Origin of the sequence: Coleofasciculus sp. D1-CHI-01 (assembly GCF_040218875.1) — a bacterium.
Taxonomy (GTDB): domain Bacteria; phylum Cyanobacteriota; class Cyanobacteriia; order Cyanobacteriales; family Coleofasciculaceae; genus Coleofasciculus.
The window spans coordinates 1-20,595 of the sequence record NZ_JAVJQP010000113.1; the positions used below are offsets into that span (position 1 = coordinate 1).

The window sequence follows — 20,595 nt, forward strand, 5'->3', positions numbered from 1 at the left end:
CATTTTCAGAATACTTTATATCATAAAAGCTGACCTCAAATCAAGGTACAGCAGGAACTCAAAGCAACTTTGAGTGTAAAAATATTTCAATTATTTGTTTTTCTTTACAGGTAATTTATCATAATTACTCTAGAAGAGCCATTGTTTCTTTAGAGATCGACTTGCCTAAACCGGAGCATCCTTGGATGAAGTTTGCGGGAATGTTCAAAGATGATCCTGACTTTGAGGCGGTGTTAGCTGATATCGCCACCTATCGACATGAGCTTGATCAGGAACAGGAGAATTATTACCATCAACTTGATGCTGAGGAAGAGGTTCATTGATTCGGTATATTTTAGACACGGATCATCTGTCTCTTTTTCAGAGAGAACATCCGCTGGTGATGCAACGAGTCAATGCCACTGATCCGCAAAAAATGGCGGTGACAACGATTACTCTTGAAGAGCAAATTTATGGACGACTAAATCAAATTCGTAGAGCAACTTCAGCAGAGTCTCTGGTATCGGCTTATGCTAAATTACGCTATACATGGGATTTTTTTAGTACGATTAATTTGCTGGATTTTACCCAAGAAGCTGGCGATTGCTATGCAGAATTAGTTCGTCAAAGAATACGTGTTGGTACACAGGATTTAAAAATTGCGGCGATCGCTCTTTCGGTGAAAGGGATAGTGGTTACGCGCAATCAACGGGATTTTGCTAGAGTGCCAGGTTTAGAGTTGGCAGATTGGACAGTTGAGGAATGGCAGGGGTAGCGATCGCATGAACGTGATGTCTAGAGTCTTAATCGGGTTTGGGTTATGGTTTGTATCCTTGCTGTGAGGTGATCGCACTCTTTCATCCTCAACGCTAGAAGCAAAGGTAAGAAGCCCGTGTTGTCCCTTTAGAGCAACGTCGGGAGTATATCAGAAATACGGGTAGTTCACGTCCATCCTCTGGTTTCTTCATCACTCAGCAATCGCTTCAACTTGAAACATTCTCGTTGCGCCCCTTGCAGCAAATGTTTCATCATCACGGGTTCATCGGCATCAGCCGCTAGAAACGCCGCATTCAGGGCAATATTACGGATATTGCCTCCAGGAAGATTGAGTTGTCCCAGTTTCTGGTAATCTAGCCCCTGGGTCGGAGTTTGTGGGGGGAAGATACGCTGCCAAATCTCGCTGCGGGAGGCGGCATCGGGGAGGGGAAACTGCACCACAAACCGAATCCGGCGCATAAAGGCAGTATCGATATCTTCTTTCCGGTTGGAGGTGAGGATAGCAAGTCCCTGATAGGCTTCCATCCGTTGCAACAAATAACTAATTTCTACATTCGCGTAGCGGTCATGGCTATCTTTAACCTCGGTGCGTTTGCCAAAAATTGCATCCGCTTCATCAAAGAGTAAAATTGCCCCACCCGTTTCAGCAGCATCAAAGATACGCTGTAGGTTTTTTTCCGTCTCGCCAATATATTTACTCACCACCGCCGAGAGGTCAATGCGGTAGAGGTCAAGGTGAAAGAGATTCGCTAGGACTTCCGCAGCCATGGTTTTCCCCGTACCGCTTGCGCCGTAAAACAGGGCACTGATGCCTAAGCCGCGACTCCCTTTATCCGCAAAACCCCAATCTTGGTAAACTTTGGCGCGGTGTTTCAGATGGGTGGCAATATCCACCAGAATCTGGCGCTGTTGTTCAGGAATCACTAAATCGTCCCAGACGGCAGTAGAGTTGAGGCGTTGAGCTAAGTCATCCAGACGAGGACGGGCTTGGCGACGGCAGTAATCCCATAATAGGTTAGGGTTGGCAGGCGTTTGCCCATTGTCCGCGACTGAGGCGGCAGTTTTGTAGCGATCGCTGGCGGCTTGAATGGAGGAGGAGCTGAGGTTAAACTGAGAGGCGAGCCGATCGAGATGTCCGTTGAGGGGGTTGCTGTAGGCACCCAGATGAGTTGACCAAATGACCCGCTGTTCTTGTGAACTGAGGGGGGGAACATCAAAGCAGTGGACCGGATAGAGTTTGGTTTTGAGCCGTTCTCTGCCACTCAATAGCACGGGAGTCCGCAGATTTTCCACAAACATAGAAACAGATGAGGACTCATTGTCCGAGAGGTGATCACAATCGACTAGCAGAAAGCTACTGGTTAACCAGGCTTCTCGTTCCCAGCGTTGTTTGATAGTCAGGAGTTCTTGGGGTTCGGAGGGAAGGGAATCCGCTGATATGACCTGTAAGCTATAGCCTAAGCGAGTGGCAATTTCTAACGCCATGCGATAATTGGCGGACAATTCCCCACCTGAGAGTTGTAACACACAAGTGTCGGGGGAGGATTCTGTGAAGCTGGCGACTAATTGCTCAACAATCTGTTCTTGAGAGGGAGAGAGAACCAGAGTCGCGATCGCTCTCGGTACCGTACTGACAATACCTGCCAATTTCTGATCATCGGCGTCTTCGCCTAAGAGATAACAGAGAATGCGTTGATCTAGAGTAATACGAGAAAGAGAAGCCGGATAACTGGCAGATAATTCGATTAATTGCCAAGACTGTAAGGGGGAAAGAGGCGACAAGACTGACCAACTGGCTTCGGGTAAGGAGGACAGACAAAATGCCAGCGTGGGATAATTTTTTTGAGCATCGCCATGAACTTTGGCAAATAATTCGGCAAAAGCAGGCTCGATTTCAAACCCCAGACACAGAAGCAGGACATCCCGTTCAAATGAGGAGAGAGCGAATCGTTGACACAGTACATCTAGGGTATAGGATGGTGAAAACGGTTTGGGTTCGAGTGGAGGTTGTTCTTTTCCTTCAAGGGTATTTTGCAGATATTGACGGATACGCTCAAGGTCATGAAGCAGATTGTTAAAGTTTTCCAGTCGCCAGAGCGACATTAGGGATGTTTCCATAGTAGTAAGGCAGACGATACATGAACAACATAAGTGAGCAAAGAAGCATTGATCAATCTACCGATAAATTAAGCGTCTTCACTCGTTGTGGATTACTCGTCGTCAAGAATTTTTTTGATGCTGAACTATGCCGGAGAATTCGAGAGCAAGTCCGCTCAACGAGTGATTGGGAATCAGGAGAGGTTCGTGATGATGAAAATTGGGTTGTAGATGAGACAGTCCGCAAAACTGAGTATGCTCGAGTTCCAGAATCGACAGAATTATTGGTCAAACGCCGTTTAATGGCGCTTAAGCCCAGATTGGAGAGTCATTTCTCTGTAGCACTCACTGCCTGTGAAGGAGTAAATTTCTTGTTTTACAGTCAGGGTGGTTTTTATATAGCCCACCAGGATAGTAACATGGAAACGGATGCACCCGAGCTGTTACAAAAGCGTCGAGTGTCTATTGTTATATTTCTGAATGAAGAAGTAAAGGAACCTCACCCTGATGGCTATGGTGGGGGGGCATTGGTATTCTATGGTTTGCTTAAAGATCCGCGTTGGGCAGAGTGGGGCTTTCCGATAAACAGTGAAACGGGTTTATTGATCGCTTTTCCTTCAAATCTTATGCATGAGGTTGAACCGGTTACCCATGGCGAAAGATATACGATTGTGAGCTGGTTTTTGTCATAAAGGTATTGAGACAGATTGGCTCTTCTGCAATACTGCTCGCAGCGAGCTCTAATTTAATTTTTTCTCCCCCTTTTCTCCCCAGCTTCCTTCATTCTTGCTTGGGTCTCTAACTGGGTCTCTAACTGGGTCTCTAACATTCTTGCTTGGGTCTCTAAATTCGCCTCCGCGCTTAACTTTTCTAACTGTTCTTGCAAAACATTTTTCGCGCTTGCTTGTTGAATCATACTATTAGCTAGATCTATTGGGCTTTGTCTGTCTGAGGAAGCCTCTCGATTAATTTTTCGTTGGAGTGTATGGGAGACATTATCGGTCATGGAACCTGGGCGATGCAGAGAACCACTATAACTATAATTTGAAGACGTGGACGCTGAACTGTTCGCACTACTGCCTTTGCTGCTCTCTTGGCGACTTGTTTTCCTTGAGTCTCCTTTCGATCTTGATGCGCGGGATTTCATGATTATTCTCCAAAGTGTGACTAATTTACAAGCTAATGATTATATTTTCGACTTTCGATATCTAGGATAGTTATCCTCCTAAATGAATTGTCCGGCTCAATCAAGTTCTTTGTCCTATAAATTGATAAAATAAATTGATAAAAACTGAACCACTTTAGCCCGTTTGTTGTATGACATGGGTTAACTCGTGAGCGAGTATTCTTTTTCCGTCTGTACTACTCGGATTGTAGGCTCCTTGGTTAAAGAAAATATCTTGCTCAGTAGTAAACGCCTCCGCTTCAATGGCATCGTTCAACGCCTGGGCATTAGTGTCTGTATGGATTCGCACACTGCTAAAATCTACTCCAAAAGCTTCCTGCATCTGCTCGCGAGTTGCTGCTGTTCTTCTCGTGGCGCGTCACGGTTCTTGAGTCATTTTTTGATCGGTGTGCCTTCATAATCCTATGGATTTACCATTGAGTTGCGATCGCCTATGGCGCTGCGATCCGCGCGATCGCACGCTGGGTACAACAGGCTGAGATCAACAAGGGAGATTACGGTTTGGGTGGAACCACTCGATCAATTCGCGCTGTCGCGATGCGTCGGTCTAAGGAAGCCCCTTGATTCGCTTTTTGTTGGAGTGTCTGAGAGACATTATCGGTCATGGAACCTGGGCTATGCAGAGAACCATTGGACTCTGAAGATTTGGTGTCTGATTTGGCTGGGGTGGATGCTGAACTGGTCGCACTACTGCCTTTGCTGCTCTCTTGGCGACTTGTTTTCCTTGAGTCTCCTTTCGATCTTGATGCCCGTGATTTCATGCCTATTCTCCAGAATGTTACTAAAATACTTTGCTACTTACAGTTCAATAGTTAATAGGGTAAGGCTAAGGGAATTGTCTGATTTGTGCAAGTCTTTAGTTGTATAACTTTACAAAAATTAAAACAATTTAGATAATTATCGTATCTGCCTGAATTCCTTCCTGTATGATGATCAAAAAAGGCATTATAGCCAGATGTGATGCCCGAATTTTTTGTCCAGTCAACCGACCTAATCAGGATACAGAGGAAGAGAGGAAGCGGGGAAATTTGTATAAATGATTTGTGAAAATAAATGGGACTCAAACCCATGCCCCGTAAGAATTGCTAGTTCACAACTGATTTAGACACCCCAGAATTTAGCGTTGATGAGCCGTTGTCATGTGTGGATTTGCCGGATTTATTAATTTCCAAGATGATCAACATCCCCAACACGATTGGGCATATTTGACCCAAATGGGGCAACCATTGCGACGCCGTGGTCCCGATGATGAGCAAGTCGTGAACTCACCGCCACTTTGGTTGATTTATCGCAGACTCTCGATTATTGATATCCCTGGAGGAGGACAACCGATTTGGAATGAAAACCATACGATGTGTGTGGTAGTCAACGGGGAAATTTACAACCATATTGAGTTACGCTCTCAATTACGAGAAAACCATGACTTTCGCATCACAACTGATCTTCGCGTCCACTCTCGCCTCCCTTCTGGCTCACCCCAATACCCCTTGGCATCCTCAGTTCCAAGACTTAACCAATCTCAGTGCCGCCTCACCTTCAGCTTCAGGAACACGCGACACCTTGAATTCTGGTGAAGTTCTCAAACCGGGTGAATGTCTAACATCAGCGAACGGAGTTTACTCCTTCTGCTATCTGACAAATTCAAATCTCGTACATTATGAAAATAAAGACAAGCCAAATATGAGGGTTTTGTGGCAAGCCAACAGCCATTTATATCCTCCTGCTTACCAATGCCATTTGCAACAATCAGATGGAAAGTTAGTCGTCTTCAATGTACCAGGTCATGCAACTTGGTCTAGTCAGAAATTTGGTTCACAGTACCCACCAAGTCAACTGATTGTGCAGGATAATGGTCATGTGATTATCTATGATAAGAACGGTGCGCCCTATTGGGATTCGCTAGAAGAGACGAATGGGGCTTAGATTACCTTTCTCTTAAGTGCGATCGCAACTCGATATGGTTATAGATTTCCCCATTTACCACTTTGATCTTGAGTAGCATAAAAGGGGTGGATTCAATCAGCGTGCTAACTCATTATCCAGGGCTGAAGCCCCTACTACAAGCCGAATTTAATTCATCAAATAAGCTGTGCCGAGCCACGACTTAGCTGACTTAGCTTTCACGCTTAATCATATCTAAAAGATAATCAGCCGCCGTCAGTAAATCATGACAAGTGTGAGTAGGTTGGAACTGCTGGAGATAACGATAGGAACGAATCCCACACGTCAGCGCCACGGTAGGAATAGATACCGCTTGGGCGGCGAGGAGATCTGCTTCCGTGTCACCAATCATCCAGGCTGATTGCGGCTGTCGCGGAAAACAGACTTGTTCGGTGAGGGCTTGTGCTAAACGTTGCTGCTTGAGTTCAACATTATTTCGATAGGCGGCTTGATCGTCGTAAGTTCCATAAATTCCACTAAACAGACGAGTCAACCCGTAATTTCTCAAAATTTGTGTCGCTTGTTCCTGACAGCGCAACGTCACCAATACCAGCCGGATACCTTGAGAATGGAGTCTGGCTAATGCCCACCGCACCCCAGGTTGCAACTTATCCAGATGTAACAGTAAGGGCTGATTGACAATTTCTAGAACTCGTGCTATAAAAACGTCAAATTCTTCTCCTTGTAACCCCGATCGCAGGGCAATTTCCTCATCCGCCACCCGATCCTGTTTCATTTCCCAAAACTGCTGGGGTTCAAGTTGTTGAATCGGTAACGTGATTCCTTGGGCTTGATAAGCCGATCGCGTATCCGCCAGTGCTAGCTTGTAGGTGGTGTAATAGCGCTTAGAGACATCGACAATTGGTCCGTCGAAGTCGCAGAAAACCGTCAGTGGCGCTACAGAGGGGCTATTTCTGTGGGAGCGATCGCACGGCGGTGCTTGCCAGTCGTAGGCAGTCACACCACTCATAAAATGTTACTCAATTCAGCTTTTGAAAGAAACAGTTTTTTACATCTTAGCAGTTTCGATATAAATTTTAATCGGACATTCTAGCTTTGTCAATGATGTAGTCATTAGTCCGGATGGGCAGACGTTAGTCAGTGGGAGTGCAGATAAAACCATTAAACTCTGGCGCGTACCGAAATTGGAATAGTATTCCAGACACTATAAATCTAATTTTGAATATCCATCGAATATAAGTAGCCAAACGATAACAACAATCCAATGAATTACAACAGGAGACCAGATTGAGCGAGAGTGCCAGTAGGAAATTGTCAAGGTGATTCCTAAAATTAGCGTTGACAACAGAAAACCGGGATTCGTGAAAACTCCGAAAGCTTTTTTGTAAACTAAAAAGGCAAAGATAGGATGAGCCACAACATAAACAACTATGCTGATAAAAGCCATAATTAATTGGCTTTTTATTGGACTATTACTGGTTTTGCTGGGAAGTGGTAGTACGCGAAATAGCAGCTCTTCGGCAAAACAGGGAAAAAAGAAGGGAACAGGGAACAGGAAAATCCTTCTCCAGCAAGCCTTTGACCAAATTCAATAACTTTTCCTTATCACCATAACTCCCGGAGAGCAATTTGACGCTTGTTAATATTTCTTAGTAATGCTGATTCAGCAAGCCCTAGTTATAGTAGTATTTTCACAATCTCCAAGTCCAACCAATGACGCACCATATCTTAGTTGTGGAAGATGAGGCAAAACTCGCCAAGTTTATCGAACTGGAACTGCAATATGAAGGATATCAAGTCAGCGTGGCGCTGGATGGGTTAGCGGGTTTAACGACAGCGCGGGAATCGCAGCCGGATTTGCTGATTCTCGACTGGATGCTACCGGGAGTATCGGGATTAGAGATTTGTCGCCGTCTGCGAAGTACAGGGGATAAGGTGCCAATACTATTATTAACGGCTAAGGATGAAGTGAGCGATCGCGTGGCGGGGTTGGATGCGGGTGCGGATGACTATGTGGTGAAACCCTTTAGCGTGGAGGAGTTGTTAGCCAGAGTCAGGGCGCATCTGCGACGGAATCAGGAGGAAGACCCGAATACCCTACAATTTGCTGATTTAAGCTTAAACCATTCTACCCGTGAAGTCTATCGAGGCGATCGCCTAATTGAACTGACGGCGAAGGAGTTTGATTTACTCGATTATCTCCTCTCCCATCCTCGCCAGGTTCTCACCCGTGACCAAATCCTGGAACGAGTCTGGGGGTATGATTTTATGGGGGATTCCAATATCATTGAGGTCTACGTGCGCTATTTGCGCCTGAAACTGGAAGCCAATGGCGAGAAGCGCTTGGTGCAAACGGTTCGGGGGGTTGGTTATGTGTTGCGCGAATAATCTCAAAAGCCAAACCTTAGATGAATTCGAGGATTCAGCTTTTCATCAACGGGCTTCCCCTCTTTCAGGTGTTGTTCCACAATCCGGCGGACATCACTGGGTTGAACCCGATAATACCAAGTTTCTTCCGGTACAACGCGCACCGTCGGACCACAACTACATTGTCCTTGGCAATCTGTGCCTTTGATCTTAAAGTCTGTATCCTCAGCCATTTCCGCAAACGCCGCCAAGACATCGGCTGAACCTTCGGCTTGACAGGAACGATGTTGACAAACTAAAACTTGCTTGGGTGTATTATTTTGGGAGTCGGTTGCCACGGATGATTAAATTGAGTTTTACCTGTTCTTTTTTATTTTATAGCAGTCGCCAGGATCATTAGGACATCAGATGAATGCCGCTTATTGCGTCAATGCACGTTTAGTGTCCTAACCGTTGTGGCGGTTGCTATACAAGTATAGCCGGGAAATAAATTTCCGGCTGAAAGCTCAAGTAAGCTAAAGCTTACTGGGATAGGTAAGCTGTAATCAAACTGTATCCAGATTTTTTTAGCTTGTCCTGTAGAATTGCCTGATCAAAAACTAACAAATGACAGTTAATGTTTACCATGACCATTACCATCTTGTGGTGGATTAGCCGTTGGTTGTTGATCGAGCCACTTTGCCAAACTCTGGGAGAGTTGTGCTAATGATTCGACTAATTGCGGAGAAATATCGACCGGTAAATTCCCAGAACGAACATGAAGATCCCGTTGGGGGAAGGGAATTTCCACACCGCGATGGCGGAGAATTACTTCAATCCGAAAATAAAGGTCACTCTTAATTTGGAACTGCTTGCGAGGTTCACTAATCCAAACCAACAAATCAAAATCGAGAGAACTATCACCAAATCCCTTAAAAAAAACTCTGGGTATCGGTTGAGGTAGAACATCACTATGTTCTTTTGCCGCATCAATAAAAGCAGACCTAACTGTCTTTAGGTTTGACCCATACGCCACGCCCACAGGTATCTTTAATCGGGATACTGCACTGTGATGCGACCAGTTAATTACCTCCGATTCCAAAAATCTGGAATTAGGAATAATAATCGAAACATCATCCAATGTTTTAATCTCGGTACTGCGAACACTAATATATTCCACCGTTCCCATCAAGCCGCCCACATCGACGAAATCACCAACTTGAATAGGACGTTCAAAGATTAAAACCAAGCCGCTAATAAACTCCTTGGCAATTCCTTGCAATCCTAAGCCAATACCCACCCCCAACACACCCGCAAATACGGTGAGGGAACTAATATCTAAACCCCATAACTGGAGTAAGACAAGGCTGCTGATAAAAATAAAGGCATAATTGAAAATAATCGCAATGGTTTCCTGTGCTGCACGACTCAAACCCGTGAACCGTAAAATCCGCGATCGCAAGCCTTGTTTAATCACTTTTGCCAGAATAATCAGCCCGACAAATAAGCTGATCAGGATTAATAACTTCAACACCGAATAGGAGTTATCTCCTAAGGGAATAATGTCTGAGGTTAAACTAGCAATTAAAGTATCAGTAAGGATGCGACTTAATTGTCGGGTTTGGCGAAACTGGGTAGTGATATAAATCAGTGCATACACCCAGATAGCACAGCGGATGAGTGTCAGCAGAACTTGTCCGGCGAATTTGGGGCTGTTCGCCTGTTTGGTTCTCTCTAGGGGGGCTGACTCCGCCGCCTCTTTATCTAACTGCGGTTTCAGCCAATCACACCAAAGCTTACCAAGTAGCCAACTCAATGCGATCGCCAGTAAGACGCAACCCATTGAGAGCAAGGTAGCTTGAATCAAATAGATTGGTGTGCGCTCATATTGTGCCTTTTGAATAACCGTTTGCAGTTTTTTTCGCCAAAATTCTGCCTGTTCTTGAGGACTTCTTCCTTCTGGTGTATCATCTGACGTTACAGAAACCAAATGCTGCCCATCAATCTTAATTACGGGTATTTTGTCTTGAGAAGTGAGTTCAACGCTTATCGGAGTTTCCGCCGTTTCCACCAGTTCTTGGAGAACTTGATTCACATACTCAGCTCGTTCTTGGGCGCTGTATTGTTCAGATGGAGTCACTTCAAAAACATTGCGCCCATCCAGCATAATCGGTGCGGTAGAATTAGTTTGATTTGAATTAATTTGATTGAAATTGTTTTGAGCTAAACTAGGCAAAACGGCGAGTAAACAACCAACCATAAATGCCACAACTAGCGTCCGGACAATCCGCACCCGGACAAAAGAAACGAACTTCATATTAATATTAACCTTTCATCGATAGAGTGCTTTGAGTTTCTTCCCTAGATGGTGGTGATAATGCTGCGGCTTGCTGTTCTGCCTGTCGTTTGGGTTGCAGGTAGAGATTCTCTAACAAAACAGACGCCCCAGCTATCCAAGGGGGAACAATTAACGCCCCAATAATTCCCAACACCTGTGCGCCACCAACCACCGCCAACAATTGATACAAGGGATGAACTCTCACCGAAGAACCGACTAAAAGGGGATCAAGCAAGTATGTTTCCACATTTTGAATAATCGCAAACAGGAGGAATACCCATAAAAACGTCCACCCTCCTTGGGCAATTGCCACAATCAACGCCGGAATCGCCCCCAACACCGGACCAAAAAAAGGAATCAGATTGGTTCCCCCAGCAATCACACCTAAACCTAAAGCAAACTCGGTAATCCCCAAAACTTTTAAACCAATGGTAATCGCAATTCCTAAAATCCCGGAAACTAACACTCGTCCCTGGATATAATTACCCATGCGCCGACTCACTGGCTTAACCTGCGCCGCCAACCGATCATCCCAGGGTTTGGGGAATAAACTGACAATCCCTTTAATTAAGCGTTCCGCACCGGATAGCATATAGCCCGATAGAAATAACGATAGAATCACACTGAGAACACCACCCAGAAACCCCCGCGTTACCCCATAAGATCGGACAACGAGTTGCTGACTGGAACGAATTGCCCAATTGGTGAGGGTTTGGGTATCAAAAATTTGACTAATGACGGGTTCGCTAATACCCAGGCGCACTGCCAAACGGTCGATTAAGGATTCTAACACTTCTAGATAGTCAGGGAGTCGGCGAAACAGGCGCTGGATTTGCTGTGCCACGGTTGGTCCAATTAACACCCCGACTCCAACTAAAATGGTCAGTAAACCTAAATAGACCAGGAGAACAGCTAACCAGCGCGGAATTCCCAACTGTTGGGCGCTATTGATGATCGGGGCTAAGGTGGCGGCGAGAACTACCGCAATCATCAGGATCACCAATAGACTACTGAGTTGCCACAGCAGCAGCAGCAGCAAAACGGTAGCGGTAATGAGCAGGATATTTTGAATGGAAATCGCAATCCGCCGTTCAGACATGGCAACGGTTCAGCTTAAAAGACTGTTGACAAACACTCAATATAATAATGTTAAAGCGGATTCATTCCAGAACGTTCTCTCTAAGTCTAAGGCTTTTAATCATCGCCCTGTTGCAACTTGGTACACGGACAAGGCAACCGCCAATAATCAAACATCGGCTGTTCATTTCCCCAACTTTTGACGCAAACGACTCACCAAAATATCCACTTCCGGTAACTTCAACCGAGCAACCAAAACCGCAAAAATCCCCAACGCCACCGACATCGCCAAACTCAGTTGTAAGACTTGCAGCAATAAATTCCCACTCCCCAAAACCCGTTGCCAACCCCAACTCACCCCCCAACTTCCTAATCCCGCCACAAAACTACTCCCCGCCAAACCCACCAGCGCTATCCCCCATTCCCCTAACGGTAAGCCATGCAGCCGCCGATTTAACACCCACAACAGCCAACTCATCGAAATAATATTCACGCCAATCGTGGCAAAAACTAAACCTGGTGTGGCAAAGGCATTCACCAACAAATAATCCAACAACCCATTAATAAAGATATTGGCAATACTGATCCGAAATGGTGTCTCCCCATCGCCCAAGGCATAAAATACCCGCACCAAAACATCCCGTGCTAAATAAAAAAACATACCCAACCCATACGCCATCAGAACCGGGGCGACAATCTGGGAAGCCTCTGCACCAAAGGCATAGCGTTCATAAATCACCCGGACAATCGGCACGGATAGAGAGATAAAAATCGCCGTCAGGGGTAACATCGTCAACGCCGTAAGCAGTAATCCCTGACGAATCCGCACTTTCAACTCCACCCAATTCTCTGGTGCCGCTAACCGGGAAAACACAGGCAGCATGGGCACCAATATCATATTCGAGATAATTCCCAGAGGCGTCAGCACAATAAAATTGGAATAGCGCATCGCCGCCGCCGCATTGGGGATAAACGAGGCGAAAAACAGATCGGTATAAACATTAATATGTAACATCCCAGAAGATAGTGTCGCTGGTGCCATCACCCGCATCACCGCCCTCACCCCTGGAAGCCGCCAATTAAACCGTAACCGTAACCGCCCCATCCCCGATCGCCACTGGGCAATCAGTTGCATCACCCACTGCCAAATTGCCCCCGCCAGAGTACCAACCGCTAAAACAATACTACCCAGGCGGATATACTCAGGCTGATTAACTTGTCCCCCAGAATACAGTGCCAATATCCCTAAGCCACCAATCACCGCCAAACTGGAAAATAACGGGCTAACACTGGGTAACCAATATTGATCTGAAGCATTCAGCGTCCCGAAACCAATCCCAATCAACCCCGCCAGAACCGCCAACGGTGCCATAATTTGCAACTGTTGCACCGCCAGCGATCGCGCGGGTTCCTCTAATCCGGGGGCGAGGATATCGATAAAGGTGGGCGCAAATAGAATTAGGATAATCGTCACCAGCAACAATATCCCACTCACCAGAGTGGTAACGGTTTCCACCAGAGGGGCGGCTTCCGACTTATCCCGTTTTGCCAACACACTCACCAAGGCGCTGTGAAACGGACCATTTATCCCACCCAGTAAGATCAGCAGAAAGCCCGGAATCACGTAAGCGTAGGCATAAGCATTCACCACCGGACCCACACCAAACGCCGCCGCGATCGCTTGTTCACGGACTAAGCCAAAAATTTTACTAATCAGGGTGGCAATTGCCACAATCGAGGCAATTCCAGCAAGAGAACGAGACGGTTTAGGCTTGTCAGACACGAAAGGTTACTATTTTTGGTGACTTATCCTATTTAATCCTGAATTGGGTAAAGCGCTTCAGGTAAATCTCACTAATTATCCCCCACAGTCTGAAACTAGAGTGTAACTCCAGTCATAGCAGTTAGTCGTGGGGAAGAGGTAATCAGTCAGGAGTTCCCTTTAGTCACTGTAGGGGCGGGTTTAGGGATTTAATTTTGAATCCTATTGATAATGTTTGTGGCAAAACCCGCCCTTTCTGAAGGTTTAATGTATATTTTACGTTGATAGTTTCGGTGTTGCGATGATAGGCTAAAGCCCTTACTACAAGCGACGCGATCGCACATTCCCCTACTTACTCTGAGGTTGGCGAAACTGATAGATATCTTGGATTACCCGTACCCAACCAGATACCAAAGACTCCAAGATGCGATCGCCTTTTTCCTTCGTGGCGGGTGTGGGATCACCTAATGTCCCACTCTGACTCAATTCTCGCGTTAACCACGCAAACGGTAACTTCCCTTCCATACTCAATAAACTATCTTCCGGTAACCCTTGAGGATATTCAGCCACCGCCCGTTCCATTTTCACCTGTTCCGGTAATAGGGATAACATCAAACTCGTTTCCGCATCCCCCGCATGAATTCCTAATTCCAACTCCTTAGCTGAAATTAACTCCTTCGCCACATTGGGAACCCGCCAGGTAAACAGGGGAAACACCAGAAAATCGCCATACTTTTGATGAATATCTCGCGCCGCAATTTCCATCACTTGGGGTTGTCCCCCATGGGAATTCATCAGCACTAATTTCCGAAATCCCGCCCGATAAATACTATCCGCCACCTCCATTAACACCGCCAGCAAGGTTTGGGCGCTGAGGGTAATCGTACCGGGAAAATGCCAATGTTCATTCGATTTCCCATAAAATAAATTCGGCAACGCATAAGCGGGAATATCCGGTTCTAGTTGGGCTAAAGCTTTACCCAGAACCCCGACACCAATCGCTGAATCTACAACTAAGGGCAAATGATGACCATGTTGTTCAATCGCGCCAACAGGTTGAATAATCACCACATTTTCCTTATCTGGCATAGTTTGGATATCTTTCCAGGTAAGATAAGGAAAGAAGCGATCAGTGGGAATAAAACTGTGCATTTTAATATTTTGCTTCTAAATTAGTCCAATTCAACTATAAGGCAAATGGCAGAAGAAAAAAAGTTGTAACAAAGAAGGAAACAATCCCCGTTTAAACGAAAATAATATAATCCCAATCCATAGATAATGTAGGGGCGGGTTTAGGAACCACTCTATAATATCTTACCGATAACCTCTCAACAAAACCCGCCCTTATATAGGTTAGTGGAAATTAATCAAAATTTGTAGGGGCGGGTTTAGGAACCACTCTAGAATATCTCACCGATAACCTCTCAACAAAACCCGCCCTTATATAGGTAAAAGTAGCCAAAGTTACAATTGGCAGAATTGTAGTCGATGCTTCGATTATTGAACTGGCATTTTTAGGGTTGGCTTTTGTACTCAGGTTTAAACGAAGGACAAATGACAAATTAAGAACTTTCTTATCGCTCCTCCCATCCTCGCATCTTACCTGGATTCATCAACCCATAAGGATCAACCTGTTCCTTAAACTGCACCTGTTCCACATCAATCGTCTTACGTCCCCCATCTTCCAGAATATAAGTATGGGGATTAGCAATAAACGCCCCCTGTTCTTCGTGATAGCGAATAATCTCATTTAACCGTTCCGCCGTGGTGTAGCGAACCAGTTGTAATCCGGCTGGAATCGCTTGACCATTTACTCGCAAAAACTCTAAATGCATGATCACTTCATCGCCAAAATGATCATACAATTGCTCCACCCGTTCCACCGTAAAAAAGAAAGTTTGCAAATACGTCAGTGTCGGGTCAATACTCCGAGCATGTAATGTCGTATGATTCCAGGTAAACTCAGCTAAACTTGTGCCTTTACTCCCATCTTGGGCAGATTTTTGATAGGTAATTTCCCCGCCATACTCCCGCACTAATTCCTGAAACGGTTCTAAACAAGACTCCGCTATCGTTAATAAAGCACAGTGTTTCCCATCGGGTAGATATTGCTTCAATCCACTAAAATAGGTTGGGATGGGATGAGCATGAATACTAATCAACTTTTTCACCAACCCATCCGCATCACCTAAAGCCTGACCAAACTGGGCAGCCGTGATAAAGTTATCGAAAATGACAATAACTTCTACCCAGGCATAAGTGGGGGCGAGGGGAACTTCTAACTCTGTAATAATCCCATTCGTGCCATAAGCGTGATTCACCTTCTGCACATCATCTCCCCGTAACTCAATCACACGGGGTTCGTCCTCCAGTGTAACCACACGCACCGCCAAAAGATTGCCGCGATCGCGCAATTGCCCATAATTAATTGAACCAATTCCCCCACTTCCGCCGCCAATAAAACCACCAATCGTGGCGCTGCGGTACGTTGAAGGCACCATTCGCCATTCCCAGCCGATTCCCCGCGCCTGTTTATCAAACGCCGCCAACTTCACCCCTGGTTCCACACAAGTCTTACCCGGTTTAATCCAGCGAATCCCATTCATCCGCGTAGTATCCAGAATCACCCCACCTTGCAACGGAATACATTGTCCATAATTCCCCGTTCCCGCACCTCGAATCGTCAGGGGAACTTTGTGCTTGACACAAATTCGCGCCACCTGTAGCACATCCGCTTCAGTCTGAGGGCGTACCACCAGATTCCCTCGCTTATCCCCTAACAGGGGTTGCAGCACCGGACTGAAATGGTAATAGTCTAGAGATAACTTAGCCACCTGAGTCGGTTCAGTAATCGTTTCTATCCCCGCGAATTCCGAGGCTAAGGCATTCCAGTCAAAGGATTGGGCAGGAGTTGAGGTCATTGCTGGTTAAGGATGGGAACAATAACAACGAATGATGAACTGCCGCGTTTGGCTTCACGTTAATGTGTATCTTACCGCATATCCAAACGTGTAATAGTTTATTTATCGGTGGGGAGGGCGGGTTTTGTTGTTTATTTATCGGTGGGGAGGGCGGGTTTTGTTGTTTATTTATCGGTAAATATCTAATTTAGTGGCTAAACCCGCCCCTACAAATTGTGGCTAAACCCGCCCCTACAAATTGTGGCTAAACCCGCCCCTACAAATTGTGCAACCTTCTGCTTTCTTGGACTAAGACTTTTGATAAGCGCGAATCATTGCCTGAGTTCCCTGTTCCCCTCCTTTACCCCCATCAAACTCTTGAACCATCTTAAATAAACGGTCAGCAAGTTCTACTCCTGGCAATTCCTGAGGCGATGAATTTAAGGTTTCGGCTACCAACCTTAAATCCTTAAGGATATGCTTAATCATAAAACCTGGTTGGAAATCCGACGCCGCAATTTTCGGTCCCAAATTCGACAGCGCCCAAGACCCAGCCGCCCCCGTACTGCAAACCTCTACAATTAAGTTCGGGTCAATATCCTGCTGCTGTGCCAACTGCATCGCTTCACACAACGCCACCGCATGAACCGCCGCCAAAACCTGGTTACACAGTTTAACCGCTTGACCACTCCCCATCGGTCCACACAGACGAATGGTTTTGCCCAAAACCTCTAACAACGGTTTGCTTTCCTCAAAATCTTTAGCCTCTCCGCCCACCATAATCGTCAGCGTGCCATTTTTTGCCCCAATATCACCCCCAGAAATGGGCGCATCCAAAAAGCGCAAGTTATGTTTTTGCAGTTGAGTCCCGATTTCCCGCGCCGCCTCTGGACCAATCGTACTGGTATCAATCACCAGCGTACCTGGACGCGCTGATTCGGCAACCCCTCCTGTTCCCAGCAGAACCTCTTTGACATCAGGAACATCACTCACACAGGAAAAGACGATGTCTGCTGAGGCGACAGCCTCACGAATAGAAGACACCACCGTTACCCCAGCCTGAGCCGCAATCTCTACACCCGGACGGTTAGGGGTTCGATTCCACCCCTTAACCACGTAACCCCCTCGTGCCCAATTTGCCGCCATAGGTCCGCCCATGACGCCGAGTCCGATAAAGGCAATCTGTTGATTCATATCTGTTGACTCCATTGTCTGTGCTTCTGATAAGTTGCTAGAGATGTCATGCCTTTGTCATACTAGAATCTCTTGAGAGAAAATCGGGGAGTCTCAGTCTCACGCCAATCATCGAGTTGGTTTGCCAGAAAAGTGACAGGAAATAAGCAGTACGGGATAAACCGACGGAATAGAAAATAACTTATAAAAATAACCAGAATACTTTAGAAATACTATGGTAAATCCCAGCGAGATTCAAGAGTCCACTCGTCCCCAACAGCAACTCGCTCATCAGCAGGTTGGGAAAATGGCGTTCGCCCTATCCATTGGCATCGCGCTGATTTATCTGGCATTTCTCAAACCGGGGATTTGGGGCTTTGATGGCAATGATATGCTGCATGTTTCCCAGTCATTAGTTACCGAATTTGATTTTAGCGTGCCGCCCGGTTCCGGCGTCTTGGGTCGCGATGGGCAATATTACTCAATTCGATATCCCTTATTACCGATTATTGCCACACCCTTTGTTGCCGTTGGACTGGTTTTGGGTCACTGGTTCAATATACCGACGAACTATTCATCGGCGGTTTGTGCCTTAATGGTATCAGTAATATTAACCGCTTTAACCACATCGCTGGTGGCTTTGTTGGCATTGCGCTTGGGAAGCAGTCGAACGGGTGCGTACTTAGCCGCCTTATGTTTTGCCTTGGGTACGACAGCCTTGGTCTATTCGCGAGAGTTCTTTGCCGAACCCCTCCTCTCTTTTATAACCGCCTCCAGTCTATATCTCGCCCTGGGAAAAACCAGTCGTGAACATGCGGGGGCGAGTATTCTTTCCGGTTTAGCCTTGACCGCGAAACCTGCGGGTATTGTGATTGGACCAGTGTTATCCGCCTATCTCCTACTCAAGCGGTATCCCCTACGGAATGCTCTGGGTCCCCTACTGGGTACAATTATGGGGTTCATGCTGTTTATGGCGTATAACTACCTGCGGTTTGGTGGTTTACTATCCAGTGGACAAAATGCCTCGAAATTTACCCTGGATGGAATGCTAGAGCGATTCATCGGTTTGATCTTGAGTCCAGGGGCAGGGGGGGGGTTAATCTGGTACTGTCCGCCAACTATTCTGGCAATTATTGGGTTCCGCAACGCGCTCAAATCTAAACCCCTGGAAGCCTTAGCCATTGTGGGTATATTCGGTGGGTATTGGCTACTCCATTCCTTGTGGGAATTTGGCGGCTGGAGTTGGGGACCTCGATTTTTAGTTCCCGCACTTCCAGGATTGATGGCGCTAGTCGCCCTGATTGGGAAAAGGTGGTGGAAGTGGTTAATTGGTTTGACGGTACTCGGGTTCCTCGCCAATGCCCCAACTCTGGTATCGTATTTCCAACGCTACTATGCCGAAGCCTTAGAGGGAGGATATATCAACCGAGCCAGAGCCTTATGGGATTCGCCCAGCTATGCGCCCCTATTCAATGCTTGGGGAGCCGCTTATCGCCAGGTTAGCAGTGCCTTCAGTACAAATATTCGAGATGTCCTGGCGCAAGTCGGAGAACCACCGCCCGGTGACCAGATGACCAGCGCTCAACTGTTACATATTGTGGCGGTATGGTGGTGGGTATTGCCTGCTGTGGGTATCCCGATTTGGGTGGGTGGACTTTTAGCCGCCCTGTTGATTGGAGCAGGCGTTTGGGTACTGCGTTGGGGCTGGCTGCAAGCTAGAGCCAAAGCATAAACGGAATAGGTGAAACAAGGCAGAAGGCAGAGGGGTGAGGGGGAGATGGGGTGAGGGGGAGATGGGGAGAAGTTTTTATTATGGGTGATTTGCCGGACATCATAGAAAACATTCAATTACAGCTTATCCGAGCAGTATTGAGAGAGGAGAGAGGGGAAAGGGAAGAAGGTTTCCCGGAAAATAGCAAATAGTTGTCACCAATGAGCGGTATTTTAATGTTGTGACTCAACTGTCTTGGCGATAAGCACAATGAAATTAATCATTCAAATTCCTTGTTACAACGAAGAAGCGACTCTAGGAGTAACCCTGTCTGAACTCCCCCGTCAAGTGCCTGGAGTCGATACAGTAGAGTGGCTAATTATCAATGATGGTAGTATCGACCAAACGGTTGAAGTTGCCAAAGCCTGTGGCGTTGACCACATTGTTAACTTTGATCACAATCAGGGTTTAGCTAAGGGGTTTATGGCGGGGATAGAAGCCTGTTTAAAGGCGGGAGCCGATATTATCGTGAATACGGATGCCGATAATCAATACTGTGCGGCAGACATCCCCAAATTAATTGAACCTATTCTACAGGGTCAGGCAGAAATTGTCATAGGTGCTAGACCCATCCAGCAAATTAAGCATTTTTCTCCCGCCAAAAAGTTTTTGCAAAAATTAGGGAGCTGGGTAGTCCGAATCGCGAGTAAAACCAATATCCCGGACGCTCCTAGTGGCTTCCGCGCCATCAGTCGGAATGCGGCGCTGCAACTGAATGTGTTTAGCCAATATACTTATACCCTAGAAATGATTATTCAGGCGGGGCAGAAAAACATCGCCATTGCTTCGGTGCCAATTAGAACTAATGATTTTCTGCGTCCTTCCCGTTTAGTCAAGAGCATTCCCGCTTATATCCAGCGCTCCATTCTTACTATTGTCCGCATTTTCATGACCTATCAACCGCTCCAGTTCTTCATTGTTCTGGGGACGCTTCCTTTCGGTTTAGGGTTGATTCTATGCGTGCGTTGGTTGGTCGTATTTGATCCGGATAGAAGTCGTGCGCCTAGCTTAATTGTCGCCGCCATTTTAATTCTGATTGGCTTTCAACTGTGGATGTTTGGATTAATTGCTGACTTGATGGCGGTGAATCGCAAGCTGCTAGAAGATATTCAACTGCGGCGGCGACGTGCTGATATTGAAGAGTATAACAAACAAATGACAAATGACAAATGACAAATGACAAATGACAAATGACAAATGACAAATGACAAATGACAAATGACAAATGACAAATGACAAATGACAAATGACAAATGACAAATGACAAATGACAAATGACAAATGACA

Annotated in this window: 20 protein-coding genes and 2 pseudogenes; 9 read left to right on the forward strand and 13 right to left on the reverse strand. The window is 46.2% G+C overall.

The features are described from left to right. The first annotated feature begins 185 nt into the window (after positions 1-185). Both RIB93_RS20505 and RIB93_RS20510 read left to right on the forward strand, forming a co-directional pair. On the forward strand, positions 186-323 hold the full coding sequence (locus RIB93_RS20505) for a hypothetical protein (protein ID WP_446375082.1): 138 nt from the start codon (positions 186-188) through the stop codon (positions 321-323). Then, positions 320-754, forward strand: coding sequence for a type II toxin-antitoxin system VapC family toxin (locus RIB93_RS20510; RefSeq protein WP_446375084.1), 435 nt, complete (start codon positions 320-322; stop codon positions 752-754). The genes RIB93_RS20505 and RIB93_RS20510 overlap by 4 nt, the downstream gene beginning before the upstream one ends. Positions 755-921: 167 nt before the next feature. On the opposite strand, the gene RIB93_RS20515 is transcribed toward RIB93_RS20510, so the two are convergent. Further along, positions 922-2,874 (reverse strand): ATP-binding protein, encoded by a 1,953-nt coding sequence (locus RIB93_RS20515; RefSeq protein ID WP_446375086.1) that lies wholly within the window; start codon positions 2,872-2,874, stop codon positions 922-924. 20 nt (positions 2,875-2,894) lie between these two features. Between RIB93_RS20515 and RIB93_RS20520 the strand changes: the two genes are divergently transcribed. Further along, positions 2,895-3,545: a 2OG-Fe(II) oxygenase gene (locus RIB93_RS20520; protein ID WP_446375088.1), complete on the forward strand. Its 651-nt coding sequence runs from the start codon at positions 2,895-2,897 to the stop codon at positions 3,543-3,545. Between the two features lie 53 nt (positions 3,546-3,598). Here the strand turns inward: RIB93_RS20520 and RIB93_RS20525 are convergent, their stop codons facing one another. The 3 genes and pseudogenes from RIB93_RS20525 to RIB93_RS20535 all read right to left on the reverse strand — a co-directional run bounded on the left by RIB93_RS20525 (position 3,599) and on the right by RIB93_RS20535 (position 4,800). Continuing rightward, complete coding sequence (locus RIB93_RS20525) at positions 3,599-3,769, reverse strand: hypothetical protein (RefSeq protein WP_446375090.1); 171 nt, start codon at positions 3,767-3,769, stop codon at positions 3,599-3,601. Between the two features lie 385 nt (positions 3,770-4,154). Beyond that, positions 4,155-4,367: pseudogene (locus RIB93_RS20530) on the reverse strand (eCIS core domain-containing protein); the annotation flags it as partial. Positions 4,368-4,533: 166 nt separating this feature from the next. Beyond that, a complete protein-coding gene (locus RIB93_RS20535; RefSeq protein WP_446375091.1) occupies positions 4,534-4,800 on the reverse strand; it encodes a hypothetical protein in 267 nt (88 codons plus the stop codon). Between the two features lie 453 nt (positions 4,801-5,253). Between RIB93_RS20535 and asnB the strand changes: the two are divergent. After that, positions 5,254-5,433 (forward strand): annotated as a pseudogene (gene asnB / locus RIB93_RS20540) (asparagine synthase B); the annotation flags it as partial. A 25-nt stretch (positions 5,434-5,458) separates the two neighbouring features. Next, positions 5,459-5,962, forward strand: coding sequence for a hypothetical protein (locus tag RIB93_RS20545; protein WP_446375119.1), 504 nt, complete (start codon positions 5,459-5,461; stop codon positions 5,960-5,962). 190 nt (positions 5,963-6,152) lie between these two features. On the opposite strand, the gene RIB93_RS20550 is transcribed toward RIB93_RS20545, so the two are convergent. Next, on the reverse strand, positions 6,153-6,950 hold the full coding sequence (locus tag RIB93_RS20550; protein WP_446375093.1) for an HAD family hydrolase: 798 nt from the start codon (positions 6,948-6,950) through the stop codon (positions 6,153-6,155). Positions 6,951-7,020: 70 nt separating this feature from the next. On the opposite strand from RIB93_RS20550, the gene RIB93_RS20555 reads away from it, so the two are divergent. Continuing rightward, positions 7,021-7,134, forward strand: coding sequence for a WD40 repeat domain-containing protein (locus tag RIB93_RS20555; RefSeq protein ID WP_446375115.1), 114 nt, complete (start codon positions 7,021-7,023; stop codon positions 7,132-7,134). Positions 7,135-7,145: 11 nt separating this feature from the next. Here RIB93_RS20555 and RIB93_RS20560 read toward each other — a convergent pair whose 3' ends face one another. Continuing rightward, the gene (locus tag RIB93_RS20560; protein WP_446375117.1) at positions 7,146-7,454 is read right to left on the reverse strand and encodes a CPBP family glutamic-type intramembrane protease; all 309 of its coding nucleotides are present in this window, start codon (positions 7,452-7,454) and stop codon (positions 7,146-7,148) included. A gap of 200 nt (positions 7,455-7,654) precedes the next feature. Between RIB93_RS20560 and RIB93_RS20565 the strand changes: the two genes are divergently transcribed. Then, a complete protein-coding gene (locus RIB93_RS20565; RefSeq protein WP_446375095.1) occupies positions 7,655-8,329 on the forward strand; it encodes a response regulator transcription factor in 675 nt (224 codons plus the stop codon). Positions 8,330-8,331: 2 nt separating this feature from the next. Here RIB93_RS20565 and RIB93_RS20570 read toward each other — a convergent pair whose 3' ends face one another. The 7 genes from RIB93_RS20570 to RIB93_RS20600 form a co-directional block, all read right to left on the reverse strand. Beyond that, on the reverse strand, positions 8,332-8,646 hold the full coding sequence (locus RIB93_RS20570) for a (2Fe-2S) ferredoxin domain-containing protein (protein ID WP_446375097.1): 315 nt from the start codon (positions 8,644-8,646) through the stop codon (positions 8,332-8,334). A 275-nt stretch (positions 8,647-8,921) separates the two neighbouring features. Beyond that, a complete protein-coding gene (locus RIB93_RS20575) occupies positions 8,922-10,604 on the reverse strand; it encodes a mechanosensitive ion channel family protein (protein WP_446375099.1) in 1,683 nt (560 codons plus the stop codon). 7 nt (positions 10,605-10,611) lie between these two features. After that, positions 10,612-11,724 carry an AI-2E family transporter gene (locus RIB93_RS20580; protein ID WP_446375101.1) on the reverse strand — a complete coding sequence of 371 codons (1,113 nt, stop codon included), beginning with the start codon at positions 11,722-11,724 and terminating at the stop codon, positions 10,612-10,614. Between the two features lie 162 nt (positions 11,725-11,886). Continuing rightward, a complete protein-coding gene (murJ, locus tag RIB93_RS20585) occupies positions 11,887-13,485 on the reverse strand; it encodes a murein biosynthesis integral membrane protein MurJ (RefSeq protein ID WP_446375103.1) in 1,599 nt (532 codons plus the stop codon). Positions 13,486-13,812: 327 nt separating this feature from the next. Continuing rightward, the gene (locus RIB93_RS20590) at positions 13,813-14,616 is read right to left on the reverse strand and encodes a creatininase family protein (RefSeq protein WP_446375105.1); all 804 of its coding nucleotides are present in this window, start codon (positions 14,614-14,616) and stop codon (positions 13,813-13,815) included. A gap of 422 nt (positions 14,617-15,038) precedes the next feature. Continuing rightward, on the reverse strand, positions 15,039-16,385 hold the full coding sequence (locus RIB93_RS20595) for an FAD-binding oxidoreductase (RefSeq protein ID WP_446375107.1): 1,347 nt from the start codon (positions 16,383-16,385) through the stop codon (positions 15,039-15,041). A gap of 288 nt (positions 16,386-16,673) precedes the next feature. Then, a complete protein-coding gene (locus RIB93_RS20600; protein WP_446375109.1) occupies positions 16,674-17,573 on the reverse strand; it encodes an NAD(P)-dependent oxidoreductase in 900 nt (299 codons plus the stop codon). 199 nt (positions 17,574-17,772) lie between these two features. On the opposite strand from RIB93_RS20600, the gene RIB93_RS20605 reads away from it, so the two are divergent. Together RIB93_RS20605 and RIB93_RS20610 are read left to right on the forward strand one after the other, a co-directional pair. Beyond that, entirely contained in the window at positions 17,773-19,269 is a 1,497-nt protein-coding gene (locus RIB93_RS20605; RefSeq protein ID WP_446375111.1) for a hypothetical protein, read from the forward strand. Positions 19,270-19,518: 249 nt separating this feature from the next. Then, a complete protein-coding gene (locus RIB93_RS20610; protein WP_446375113.1) occupies positions 19,519-20,481 on the forward strand; it encodes a glycosyltransferase family 2 protein in 963 nt (320 codons plus the stop codon). Positions 20,482-20,595: the final 114 nt, after the last annotated feature.